General features: G+C 67.4%; 12 protein-coding genes. 2 read left to right on the top strand and 10 right to left on the bottom strand.

The annotated features are described in order from the left end of the window. Nucleotides 1-260: 260 nt before the first annotated feature. The 10 genes from BUB57_RS17370 to BUB57_RS06055 all read right to left on the bottom strand — a co-directional run bounded on the left by BUB57_RS17370 (nucleotide 261) and on the right by BUB57_RS06055 (nucleotide 8,832). The gene (locus BUB57_RS17370) at nucleotides 261-365 is read right to left on the bottom strand and encodes a sigma factor-like helix-turn-helix DNA-binding protein (RefSeq protein ID WP_407670335.1); all 105 of its coding nucleotides are present in this window, start codon (nucleotides 363-365) and stop codon (nucleotides 261-263) included. Between the two features lie 136 nt (nucleotides 366-501). Next, nucleotides 502-1,494, bottom strand: coding sequence for an ABC transporter substrate-binding protein (locus BUB57_RS06095; RefSeq protein WP_073063858.1), 993 nt, complete (start codon nucleotides 1,492-1,494; stop codon nucleotides 502-504). A 185-nt stretch (nucleotides 1,495-1,679) separates the two neighbouring features. Beyond that, nucleotides 1,680-2,048, bottom strand: coding sequence for a hypothetical protein (locus BUB57_RS06090; RefSeq protein ID WP_073063855.1), 369 nt, complete (start codon nucleotides 2,046-2,048; stop codon nucleotides 1,680-1,682). 120 nt (nucleotides 2,049-2,168) lie between these two features. Beyond that, nucleotides 2,169-3,686 carry an L-piperidine-6-carboxylate dehydrogenase gene (amaB, locus tag BUB57_RS06085; RefSeq protein WP_073064683.1) on the bottom strand — a complete coding sequence of 506 codons (1,518 nt, stop codon included), beginning with the start codon at nucleotides 3,684-3,686 and terminating at the stop codon, nucleotides 2,169-2,171. Between the two features lie 257 nt (nucleotides 3,687-3,943). After that, a complete protein-coding gene (locus tag BUB57_RS06080; RefSeq protein WP_200796423.1) occupies nucleotides 3,944-4,672 on the bottom strand; it encodes an aspartate/glutamate racemase family protein in 729 nt (242 codons plus the stop codon). Between the two features lie 11 nt (nucleotides 4,673-4,683). Beyond that, nucleotides 4,684-5,349, bottom strand: a complete 666-nt coding sequence (locus tag BUB57_RS06075; protein WP_073063852.1) for an amino acid ABC transporter permease — start codon at nucleotides 5,347-5,349, stop codon at nucleotides 4,684-4,686. Between the two features lie 12 nt (nucleotides 5,350-5,361). Continuing rightward, a complete protein-coding gene (locus tag BUB57_RS06070) occupies nucleotides 5,362-6,030 on the bottom strand; it encodes an amino acid ABC transporter permease (RefSeq protein WP_073063849.1) in 669 nt (222 codons plus the stop codon). Between the two features lie 9 nt (nucleotides 6,031-6,039). Next, a complete protein-coding gene (locus BUB57_RS06065) occupies nucleotides 6,040-6,810 on the bottom strand; it encodes an amino acid ABC transporter ATP-binding protein (RefSeq protein ID WP_073063846.1) in 771 nt (256 codons plus the stop codon). Between the two features lie 88 nt (nucleotides 6,811-6,898). Beyond that, on the bottom strand, nucleotides 6,899-7,717 hold the full coding sequence (locus BUB57_RS06060; protein ID WP_073063843.1) for a substrate-binding periplasmic protein: 819 nt from the start codon (nucleotides 7,715-7,717) through the stop codon (nucleotides 6,899-6,901). 188 nt (nucleotides 7,718-7,905) lie between these two features. Next, nucleotides 7,906-8,832, bottom strand: a complete 927-nt coding sequence (locus BUB57_RS06055; protein ID WP_073063840.1) for a LysR substrate-binding domain-containing protein — start codon at nucleotides 8,830-8,832, stop codon at nucleotides 7,906-7,908. Between the two features lie 186 nt (nucleotides 8,833-9,018). Between BUB57_RS06055 and BUB57_RS06050 the strand changes: the two genes are divergently transcribed. Further along, nucleotides 9,019-10,260: an NAD(P)/FAD-dependent oxidoreductase gene (locus BUB57_RS06050; protein WP_234951999.1), complete on the top strand. Its 1,242-nt coding sequence runs from the start codon at nucleotides 9,019-9,021 to the stop codon at nucleotides 10,258-10,260. After that, a complete protein-coding gene (locus tag BUB57_RS06045; protein WP_073063837.1) occupies nucleotides 10,257-11,438 on the top strand; it encodes a pyridoxal phosphate-dependent aminotransferase in 1,182 nt (393 codons plus the stop codon). The genes BUB57_RS06050 and BUB57_RS06045 overlap by 4 nt, the downstream gene beginning before the upstream one ends. Nucleotides 11,439-11,466: the final 28 nt, after the last annotated feature.

The following is an 11,466-nucleotide window of genomic DNA, read 5'->3' as shown; positions in this document are numbered from 1 at the left end:
CCGCCGCTCTCGATGCATGCCCGCCGATCCGCACCGCCTCATGCCAAGCACCCACGCCCGGCGCAGCATCCCGGCGTCGGCCCTGCCCCGAAGGGCCGCATTCACCGCCGCTCGCTCCCCTTGAGTGCCTCGACCACGCGGTCCGCCATGCGGGCGCAGCGGGCACCGTCGAAGGGAAAGACCGTGTCGAAGCCGCCCCGCCGGCGGGTTTCCAGGGTGGCGCGCAGGTGGCGGCGGGCGGGTGCGCGCGGGGATCGGGTTCACCCCGGATCGCGGGCGATGGCCGGCACGGGCAGCCCCTCGGCCTCGCGCAGCAGGAACACCAGGCGCAGCTCGGCCGGCAGGCGGGCCAGCGTCTCTTCCAGCAGCGCGGACCTCGTAGCGGCCGGCGCCGGTCTCGGCTTGCCCGAGGCCCCCGGCCGTGGCCCGGCTCAGGCGCGACTGCGGCCGTTGGAACGGAAAACGCGGCGGGAAAGGACCCGCCGCGCGGTGGGGCAGCGCCTATTGCGCCTGCGCAAAGGCCGCCGCGGCGGCTTCGGCGCTGGCGGTCATGCCGTCGATGCCCCCGGTCATCAGATACCAGACCTTGCTGTCCAGATGGATCACCCGGCCTTCCTGCCAGGCACTGGTCGCCGTCACCCGTTCGTCCGCAGCCAGGCGGTCGGCCAGCGGCGCGACCTCGGTATTGCCCACGGCGGCGTTGCGGTCGATGGTGAAGATCCAGTCGGGGTCGGCGGCCAGCGCCGCCTCGAGCGCTTCCTGCTGGCGCTGCCGGGCGGCCGCGGCCTCGGGGGTGCCGGGCTCGGGGCGGGGGCCGGGGGCGGCCTCGGACGGGCCGATCGCCGGCTCGATCCCGGTCAGGTCATAGACTCCGCCGAAGCGAGAGCCCGGGGGCTGCGCGCTGAATCCCTCTCCGGCGCCGAACAGCAGCAGGCCGGTGCCGGCCTTGCCGCCCAGCTCGTGGGTCCGGGCGATGGTTTCCCTGAAGGCGGCGATGCGGGCGGCCGCGGCCTCCTCGGCGCCAAGCAGCCTGCCGAGGTTTTCGGTGCTGGCGATCACGTTCGACACCATGTCGCCGGCGCCGGCGCTGAGGTCGACCGTGGGCGCGATCGCGGCCATCTGCTCGAACTGGGCGGCAGAGCGCCCGCCGACGACGATCAGATCGGGGGCCAGGGCTTTCAGCGCCGCGGCATCGGGTTCGAACAGGGTTCCGGCCGGGGCATGGCGGTCCTCGGCAAAGCCCATCAGATGCGCGGGGAAGTTCGCCGGACCGTCGGCGGATTTCGGCACCGCGACCACCAGATCGGATTTGCCAAGCGCGTTGACGATATCCAGCGTCGGCAGGTCGAAGACCGCGATCTTCTGCGGCGCGGCCGGCAGCACCGTTTCCCCCTGGGCATGGGGAATGCGGACTTCCTGCGCCAGTGCAGGGGCGGCCCCCACGGCGAGGGCAAGGGCGACGGCCAGCGGCAGGCCAGGGATGATTTTCTTCACGGACAGTCCTCCGAGGTCCCGGCAGTCTGCGGCCCCGTCCGAGGCGCAGGAAACCTGCCAAGCGATTGTTTTTCCGGATGGGTGGCGGAGAGGGACCCCGGCTGCCTGCTGCCGGCTTAGGCCATAAAGCCCATCTGGGACAAGGGAACATTCCCGCAAGGGGGTGGCCAGAGCTGTGCGACTTGTCACCGAGGGCACCGGAGGGGCAGCGCGGGATGTCGCGCGAGAGCGTCGCCGGCCGAAAGTTGCGGCGGTGCAGTCCACATGAGCCCGACGAGCGCGTCTCCACCGAGAAGAGCCTGCGACGCACGAAGGCGACGGCGTCGCCGGCGGCGATGCCCAGCGACCGGCTTGCCCTTGAGTTGTACGCCGTCAGCAGCGACGTGCCGGATCAGGTTCAGCAAATAGAGGTCGAGCCCGTCGAGCCCGAGTGTGGCGCAGAGCCGCACGTCGTCGGCCACGTTCTGCGGGGTCTGCCCGGGCAGGCCGTAGATCAGGTCGATGACGATCGCGCCGCGGTCGAGCGCGACCAGGTCGCGCAGGAAGCGAACCACCCCGGCCCGTGTCGCGTCACGCCCGAGCGGCTTGCGGATCGCGTCAGAAAGGCTCTGCGCCCCGCGCGCGGGGCCCGCGCAGAAGCCAGGGCGCGGGCGGCAAAAGCCGCCCGCAGCCGGTCATTCGATATCGAACACGACGCCCTGCGCCAGCGGCAGCTGGGTCGAGTAGTTGATCGTGTTGGTCTGGCGGCGCATATAGCCCTTCCACGCGTCCGAGCCGCTTTCGCGCCCGCCGCCGGTCTCTTTCTCGCCCCCGAACGCCCCGCCGATCTCGGCGCCCGAGGTGCCGATATTGACATTGGCGATACCGCAATCCGAGCCGGCCGCCGAGACGAAGGTTTCCGCCTCGCGCAGGTCCAGCGTGAAGATCGACGAGGAAAGCCCCGCGCCGACCGCGTTATGCAGGCGGATCGCCTCGGCCAGATCGCTGTATTTCATCACATAGAGGATCGGGGCGAAGGTTTCCTCCAGCACCGGGCCGGTCTGCTCGGGCATCTCGACCAAGGCGGGACGGGCGTAGAAGGCGGTGTCCGGCCCGACCGAAACGCGCTCGCCGCCATGGACGGTGCCGCCGGCCGCCTTTGCAGCCTGCAGCGCGTCCTGCATCGCCTGAAAGGCCTGGCCGTCCACCAGCGGGCCGACCAGCGCGCCGCTGTCCAGCGGATTGCCGATGCTGACCGAGCCGTAGGCCTTGATCAGCCGCGGCACCAGCGCATCATAGACGGAGTCGTGGACGAACAGGCGGCGCAGCGTCGTGCAGCGCTGGCCTGCCGTGCCCATGGCGCCAAAGGCGATCGCGCGCAGGGCCATGTCCAGATCGGCCGAGGGGCAGACGATGCCGGCATTGTTGCCGCCCAGTTCCAGGATCGAGCGGCCGAAGCGCTCGGCCACCTTGGGCCCGACGATCCGGCCCATGCGGGTCGAGCCGGTGGCCGAGATCAGCGGCACGTCGTGGCTGGCGACCAGCGCCTCGCCGATGTCGGGGCCGCCGATCAGCACCTGGCTGAGGCCCTTAGGCGCGTCGCCGAAACGGGCCAGCGCGCGGTCGAAGATGGCCTGGGTGGCCAGCGCGGTCAGCGGCGTCTTTTCCGACGGCTTCCAGACGACCGCATTGCCGCAGACCAGCGCCAGCGCGGCATTCCACGACCAGACCGCGACCGGGAAGTTGAAGGCCGAGATTACGCCCACGACGCCCAGCGGGTGCCAGGTCTCCATCATTCGGTGGCCCGGGCGTTCCGAGGCGATGGTCAGCCCGTAAAGCTGCCGCGACAGCCCGACGGCGAAATCGCAGATGTCGATCATCTCCTGCACCTCGCCCAGCCCCTCGGACGGGATCTTGCCCGCCTCGATGGACACGAGCCGGCCCAGATCGTCCTTGGCGGCGCGCAGTTCCTCGCCCAGCAGGCGGACCAGCTCGCCCCGGCGCGGGGCGGGGACGGTGCGCCATGCCTCGAAGGCCGCGCGGGCGCTGGCGATGGCCTGCCGCGTATCCTCGGCGCTGTGGGGCTTCAGCCGGGCGACCTCCTCCCCGGTGACCGGCGAAAAGCTGGCCAGGGTGCCGCCGGTATAGGCATCGCTTTCGACACCAAGCCGGGTCAGCAATTCGGTCGTACGGGCGGCGATGGATTGCGACATGGGTTCGTCCTTTTCTGTCATCCGAGTTTCACCACGCCGCGCGCGGCGGGTGCGATCTGTGCAAGCAGGCTGCGCAAGCGGCGCTGCGGCGCCCCGGCCCCGACCGGGGATGATGTCGGCGCTCATGCTCGCACGGCTCCTTCGTGTGTATGACGCCGTGGATAGCATGGGCGGTCCGGGGCGGCCTGCGATGATTGGGGCTGACCTCATGCCAGACGGGAATGACGTTCCGGGAGCGAGCACCCGAAAAACCGGCGCTACATCGCACCCTGATAGCTTCGGGTGACGCAGGCGCGCTCGACGTGGTGGATCATGCTGTTGAAATCGAAGACCGGCCGGCCGGTGACGGTCTGGACCGCCTGCGCATAGGGCGGCAGGTCCGAGCATTCCAACAGGACGGCCCCGATCTCGGGGTGGCGCGCGACAAGCTCGGCGGCGACAGTGCTGACCTCGGCTTCGATCCGCGTGCTGTCGAGCGTGCCCTTTTCCTCGAGGATGGCGCTGCGGAACTCCGGCTGCTCTTCCATCCCGGCGACGTGCAGCGCGATGCCGGGGCCGACACCGCAGGCGGTAAAATGCGCCGGCGTCAGGCGCGAGGCGTTGGCGGTGATGATGCCGACCGGGCGGCCGGTGATCCGGGCGATGAACGGAATCTGCAGCAGGGGCGACAGAAAGACCGGGATCTCGACCGCCGCCGCAACCTCGCGCTGAAACAGCGCCATGAAACCGCAGGCGCCGGTGATCGCCTTCACGCCTTCGGCCTGCAGTTTCCGCGCGCCCTCGACAAAGGGCGTCACCAGCGCCGGATCGGCCTGATTGAGCAGCCGGTCGATCGACGCGCCCTCGACCCGGTGATAGCGCACGGGAAAGGGATAGGTGGTGGCGTTGCCGACATTGCCGGGAACGCAGGGATAGGCGGCGTCAAGGATCAGGATACCGATGCTTTCGCCATACCATGACTGGGATTTGCGACCGATCCGGAACATCATCGAGCCCATCAGATGGCAAAGCGTTTCAGGATGCGCTTTTCAAGCCATGTCACCAGCCGGGTCAGCGGGAAGGCGACGACGAAATAGATCAGCGCGACGGCGGTAAAGACCTCGACCGGGCGGCCGGTGCGGTTCGAGATGGTGGTGCCGATGAACATCAGCTCCATCATGCCGATGGCCGACACCAGCGAGCTTTCCTTGAAGATGCCGATGCCGTTCGACAGCAGCACCGGGACCGAGCGCAGCGTGGCCTGCGGCAGCACGATCCGGGTGGCGCGCGTCCATGGGGACAGGCCAAGCGCATGGCAGGCATCGTATTGCTCGCGCCCGATGGATTTCATGCCGGCCCGGAACGTCTCGGACATGATCGCGCCGCCGTAAAGCGTCAGGCACAGCACGGCGGCGGTAAAGTTCGACAGGTCGGTGCCCAGAAAGATCGGCATGCAGTAGAAGATCCAGAAGATCTGGATCAGCACCGGCGTGCCGCGAAAGAACTCGACATAGACGGCGGCGATCCAGCGCACCGGCGCGATGGATGAATTTCGCAGCAGCGCCAGCACAAAGCCCCAGACGATGCCAAGGGCAAAGGCGATCAGCGTCAGGCGCAGGGTCATGCCCAGCCCCATCAGCAGGGCATCCTGATAGCGGGCCAGGAACGAGAAATCGATGGTCATGGCAAGGACCCCTCAGGCCCGTGCGGCGTCAAGCCGCTGTTCAACCCACGCAGCGACCCGCGACACCGGAAAGGAAATGGCGAAATAGATCAGCGCGACGGCGGTGTAGGTTTCGATCGGGCGATAGCTCTGGGTGGCGACCTGCCGGCCCATGTACATCAGGTCGCTGAGCGCCACGATCGCCACCAGCGCGGATTGCTGGAACAGCGTGATGCCGTTGGTGATCAGCACCGGCAGCGCGGCGCGGAAGGCATGGGGAAACACCACGTAGCGAACCCGCTGCAGCGGCGAAAACCCCAGCGCCACACCCGCATCCAGCTGTTCGCGCGGCACCGCCTGGATGGCGGCGCGGTAAGCCTCGGCGTTGAAACAGGCAAGGTTGATGCCCAGCGCCAGAATGCCCATCGGCAGCGGCGCCAGGTAGATCCCGAACAGGATCGGCACGCAGTAGAAGAACCACAGGATCTGGACCAGAACCGGGGTGCAGCGGAACAGCTCGATCATCAGGGCAAAGGGCGCCCGCAGCAGCCAGTATTTCGAGAGCACCAGCAGCGCGATCACGAAGCCCAGCGTCAGCGCGATGATATTGGCGATCACGGTCAACTGCACCGTGACCTTCAGCCCCTCCATCAGGACCGGCCAAGCCTGAAGGATGTAGTGAAACTGGAATTCATACTCCATCGCCGCGCCTCATGTCTTGATATGGAAGACGCGCTCGATGAATTCGCGCGTGCGCGGGTTCACCGGATCGCCCAGCACCTGCTCGGGCGGGCCATCCTCGACCACGACGCCGCCGGCGCAGAAGATGACCCGGCTGGCGATGTTCTTCGCAAACCACATGTCATGGGTGACCAGCATCATCGGCATCTGCTGTTCGGCCAGTTCCAGCATCACCGCCTCGACCTCGGCCACCAGCTCGGGGTCCAGCGCCGATGTCACCTCGTCGAACAGCATCAGCCGCGGGTCCAGCATCAGCGCCCGCGCGATGGCCACCCGCTGCTTCTGGCCGCCGGAAAGCTGGCTGGGATAGCTTTGTGCCTTGCTTTCCAGTCCCAGCCTCTTGAGAAGCTGCATCCCCTTGTCCAGCGCCGCCGGTTTCGGCATGCCGCGCGTCTTGATCGCGGCCAGCGTCAGGTTGCTGATGATCGTCAGATGCGGGAACAGCGTGTAGTGCTGGAACACCATCCCCACCTGCTTGCGCAGCGTGCTGTCGATCCGGGTCTTGCCCGATTGCTCGTGCCCGGTGATGTAGCGCTTGCCCAGAAGGTCGATTTCGCCGCGGCGGATATCCTCCAGCCCCATCATGATGCGCAGAAGGGTCGATTTGCCGCCGCCCGAGGGGCCGATCACGACCAGCCGGTCGCCGGGCCACATCTCAAGGTCGATGCCCGACAGGACCTGAAGCGTCCCGTAATTCTTGTGAACGCCGCGCATCTCGACGAGGGGCTGAATCTCGGTCATTCATCGCTCCGGTAAAGCCGGGCCATCGTCCCGCAGGCAAAAGCCGCGGAACGACAAGGCCCTGATCATGTTGCAGGAAACCAGGCGGTTACTGGTTCTCGTCGATGATCTGCTGGACGGCGGCTTGCAGCATTGCGTCGATCCGGCCGGTTGCGCGCAGCTCTTCCAGGAAGAAGTTCAGCGACTGCAGATCCTGGTAGGACATCGAGCGATTGACACCCATGGCCATCCCCTGCCGGGACAGGGCGGGCTCGGGGATGATATGCGTGGCCCAGTCCTCGTTCGAGGCGACATAGACGGTGTTGGAATCCACCGGATCGGCCAACACATCGCCGCGGCCCGACATCAGCGCCAGCCGCGCCTCGTCCCCCGACGGCAGGCGCAGGATCTCGGCGTTCCGGGCAGCGTCCGTCACCGCGCGGTCCATGTAGGTGCCCGAGGTCACGATGACCGTCACCCCGTCCACGTCGAAATCGGCAAAGCTGGCCGGGGTGGCGGGGATCTTGTTGTTGCCCTGGCGATAGGCCAGCGAGATCTGGTCGGGGATCGCGGCATCCGAGAACCCCACCGCCAGCGCGCGCTGCGGGGTCTGGTTCAGTGCCAGCGCCAGATCCCAGCGGTTGGCCTGAAGCCCCGCGACGATATTGTCCCAGGTGGTGTCCACGAATTCGGCCCGCACGCCCAGCACGTCTTCGGCATACATCCGGCACAGATCGGCAAACAGGCCCGAATATTCGCCCGTCAGCGGATCGAAGCTGACGAAGGGCGGATAGACGGCGGCCCCGCAGCGCAGCACGCCCGATTGCTGGACATTGGCCCAGCTGGCGGTTCCGTCCTGGGCAGCTGCGGGCGCGGCAAGGCTTGCGGCAAGCAGCAGCCCGCCAATCATATTCGTGGTTTTCGACATAGTCCTCTCCCTCGTCGCAATACGACGCCCCGTGGAAATCCGGAGCTTGTTATTTACCGTCCTCCAGCGCCCCGGCTGGCGGGGCTACGGTCTGTCGTTGAAAGCGAGAGTGAGGCAGAACCAGCCCTGCTGAAAATCAAGGAATCGGTCTGAACTCATGTCGGAATGGAATGATTGCCCGTGGCGCTTCAGGGGCGTTCCGCGGCCATTTCTTCCGTCAGCCAGTCGCGGAACAGGACCAGCGGATGATGCGTGCCGCGATCCTCGGGCCAGCACAGGTGATAGGCATCGACGCTTTCCAGGGCCAGGGGCAGCGCCTCGACGATGCGGCCTTCGCGCAGCTCGTCCCCGAACATGAACCGGGGCAGCAGAGCGATACCCAGTCCCGCCGCCGCCGCCTCGAACAGCGTCGTGAACTGGTCGAACAGCATGCCGTGAACGGCCTGGTCATCCACCCCGTAATGGCGCAGCCAGCGTTCCCATGCATCCGGTCTTGTGGTCAGATGCAGCAGCGGCGCCTGTCGGATGTCGGCGGGCTCGCGGAACCGGAAACGCTCTATCAGCTGCGGCGCGCAGACCGGCAGGATGATCTCGTTGCGCAGCGCCACCATCTGGACGCCGGTCCATTGCGGGGGGCCGAAATAGATGGCGGCGTCGATGATATCCTGATTGAAGTCGAACTTTGCCGGCCGGCTGAGGACGTTCAGCATCACCTCGGGGTGGCGCGCGACGAACCGGGGCAGCCGCGGCGTCAGCCAGCGCGCCCCGAAGGTGGGCGGCACGCCCAGCGTCAAAGAGCCGCCGGACGGATTGGCCCGCAGGTTCAGCGACGCGTTCGAGATCTTGGTCAGCGCCTCGCGGATTTCGCGCGCATACACCATGCCGCCCAGCGTCAGGCGGATCTTCTGCTTTTCGCGCACGAACAGCTCGACCCCCAGCTGCCCTTCCAGCGCCTTGATCTGTCGCGAGACCGCCGATTGCGTCAGCGACAATTCGTCGGCCGCGCGGGTGATCGAGCCGGTTCTGGCGGCAGCCTCGAACGCCGCAAGCAGCGGCAGCGACGGAAGGAACCTTCGGGCAGAGAAGATGGCTATGACTCCACGGTATGATGTCATGCAAAACGCTTGCTAGCGTAAGCCTCTCCGGCCCCTGAATAAAGATGCAAAACACCGGGCCGGCACGCACCGCCCGGCCATTCAGGACAAACGGGAGGGATGATGCTCAACGATCCGCGCTCGCACGGTCTGTGGGGAAAAACCGCGCCGGCCCCGCCGCCGACCCACGCGCTTGAAGGCGAGGTGATGACCGATGTAGCGATCATCGGCGGCGGCTATACCGGCCTTTCCACCGCGCTGCATCTGGCCGAATGCGGCATCGGCTGCATCGTCGTCGAGGCCCAGCAGATCGGCTTTGGCGGCTCGGGACGCAATGTCGGGCTGGTCAATGCCGGCATGTGGGTGATGCCAGAGGAATTGATCGCCACGCTGGGGCCGGATCATGGCAGCCGGCTGCTGGAGCTGCTGGGCAACGGGCCGGCGCAGGTTTGGGACATTACCCGCCGCTACGGCATCGATTGCGAGGCTACGCCGGTCGGAACGCTGCATGCCGGTGTCGGACGCAAGGGGTTTGGCGAACTGGCCGAACGCGCCCGGCAATGGCAGAAACTCGGCGCCCCGGTCGAGCTTCTGGGCAAGGCCGAGGCGGCCCGGATGCTGGGCACCCATGCGTTCGAAGGCGCGCTTCTGGACCGCCGGGCGGGCACCATCCAGCCGCTCGCCTATGCGCGCGGGCTGGCGCGGGCCGCCATCGGCAAGGGCGCGGCAATCCATACCGACACGCCGGCCCTTGCGCTGGAACGCAGCGGCAAGGGCTGGCTGGTGCGCACCCCAAAAGGCACCGTCCGGGCGGGCCGGGTGGTGGTGGCAACCGACATGTATACCCGCTTCGTGATGGCGGAAATCGCCCGCCAGCAGGTCGTCCTGCCCTATTTCAACATGGCGACGACGCCCCTGCCCGAGGATGTGGCGCAAACCATCGTGCCGGGCCGCCAGGGCGTCTGGGACACCAAAGAGGTGCTGCTGTCCTATCGCTTCGATCGGATGAATCGGCTGATCTTCGGCTCGGTCGGGGCGCTGAAGAACGGCGGCGCGGCCGTGCATCGGGCCTGGGCAAGGACCGCGCTGCGCCGGCTTTATCCGCAGATCGGCCCGGTCGATTTCGAACAGGAATGGTTCGGCAGCATCGGCATGACCTCGGACAACCTGCCGCGCTTTCATCGACTGGAGGACGGGGTTTTCGCCTTTTGCGGCTATAACGGGCGCGGCATCGCGCCGGGCACGGTCTTTGGCCAGTGCATGGCCGCCCTGCTGGCCGGCGAGATCGCCGAATCCGATCTGCCCCTGCCCGTCACCCGCCCGGCCCCGGCCGCCTGGCGCGGGTTGCAGCAGCTCTTTTACGAAACCGGCGCACAGGCGGTCCACTTGGCCGAGACCGGCCGCGACACCTTCCTGAAATCCGTTCCCTTCTCCAAAGGTGCCCCATGACCGGCTTTATCCGAGCGCCCCGGATCGCCAATCTCGAAATCTCGGAAATCGTCCAGCTGACTGAGAAGGCGGCGGTGCTGAAATCGCAGGGCCATGACATCATTGCCCTGTCGACCGGGGAACCGGATTTCCCGACGCCCCCGCATGTGATCGAGGCCGCACACCGGGCCGCGCTGGCGGGCAAGACCCGCTATCCGGCCACGTTGGGAACGGCCGAACTGCGCGCCGCCATCGCTGCCGTCAACGGCGTGTCCCCAGCCGAGGTGATCGTCTCGACCGGCGCCAAGCAGGTGCTGGCGAATGCCATGCTGGCCAGCCTTGCCGATGACGACGAGGTCATCATCCCGGCCCCCTACTGGACCAGCTATTCCGACATCGTGGCGCTGGCAGGGGGCAGGCCGGTGGTGCTGCCCTGCCCGATGACGCGAGGGTTCAAGCTGACGCCCGAGGCGCTGGAGGCCGCGATCACCCCCCGCACCCGCTGGCTGATGCTGAACTCGCCCTCGAACCCCTCGGGCGCGATCTATTCGGCGGCCGAGATCCGCGCATTGGCCGAGGTGCTGGCGCGGCATGAACAGGTCTGGGTGCTGTCGGACGAGATCTACGAGCACCTGAGCTACGTCCCTTTCACGCGCTTCCGCGATGCCGCGCCGGAACTGGCCGACCGCACGCTGGTGGTGAACGGGGTGTCCAAGGCCTATTCGATGACCGGCTGGCGGATCGGCTGGGGCGTCGGGCCGGCGGCGCTGATCAAGGCGATGGGCGCGGTGCAGGGGCAGATCACCTCGGGCGCGTCGTCGATTTCGCAGGCGGCGGCGCTGGCAGCACTGACCGGGGACCAGTCGTTGCTGGAGACCCGCCGCGCGGCGATGCGGGCACGACGCGACCACGTGGTTGCGGGGTTGAACGCGATGCCGGGCGTGGTGTGCCCCGAGCCCAAGGGCGCGTTCTATGCCTTTCCCGATCTGTCGCGGGCAATCGCCGCGGGCGGCTTTGAATCCGACGCCGCGATCTGCGCCTGGCTGCTGGATCAGGCCGGCGTCGCCATCGTGCCGGGTCGCGCCTTTGGCCTGCCGGGGCACGCGCGGCTGTCCTTTGCCTATGCCGAGCGGGATCTCGAAGAGGGTCTGAGCCGCATTCACGCGGCGCTGGACGTGCGACTGGGCGTCACGGCCTGAAGCCGACACATCAGGGAAGAAAAGGAAA

The organism is Paracoccus solventivorans (assembly GCF_900142875.1).
Taxonomy (GTDB): Bacteria; Pseudomonadota; Alphaproteobacteria; order Rhodobacterales; family Rhodobacteraceae; genus Paracoccus; species Paracoccus solventivorans.
This window is presented reverse-complemented; position numbering and strand designations above follow the sequence as displayed.

Excerpts from the sequence above, each read along its gene's own strand:
- amaB (WP_073064683.1), bottom strand. The coding sequence starts at position 3,686 with ATGTCGCAATCCATCGCCGCCCGTACGACCGAATTGCTGACCCGGCTT.
- BUB57_RS06080 (WP_200796423.1), bottom strand. The coding sequence starts at position 4,672 with ATGTTCCGGATCGGTCGCAAATCCCAGTCATGGTATGGCGAAAGCATC.
- BUB57_RS06075 (WP_073063852.1), bottom strand. The coding sequence starts at position 5,349 with ATGACCATCGATTTCTCGTTCCTGGCCCGCTATCAGGATGCCCTGCTG.
- BUB57_RS06070 (WP_073063849.1), bottom strand. The coding sequence starts at position 6,030 with ATGGAGTATGAATTCCAGTTTCACTACATCCTTCAGGCTTGGCCGGTC.
- BUB57_RS06065 (WP_073063846.1), bottom strand. The coding sequence starts at position 6,810 with ATGACCGAGATTCAGCCCCTCGTCGAGATGCGCGGCGTTCACAAGAAT.
- BUB57_RS06060 (WP_073063843.1), bottom strand. The coding sequence starts at position 7,717 with ATGTCGAAAACCACGAATATGATTGGCGGGCTGCTGCTTGCCGCAAGC.
- BUB57_RS06055 (WP_073063840.1), bottom strand. The coding sequence starts at position 8,832 with ATGACATCATACCGTGGAGTCATAGCCATCTTCTCTGCCCGAAGGTTC.
- BUB57_RS06050 (WP_234951999.1), top strand. The coding sequence starts at position 9,019 with ATGACCGATGTAGCGATCATCGGCGGCGGCTATACCGGCCTTTCCACC.
- BUB57_RS06045 (WP_073063837.1), top strand. The coding sequence starts at position 10,257 with ATGACCGGCTTTATCCGAGCGCCCCGGATCGCCAATCTCGAAATCTCG.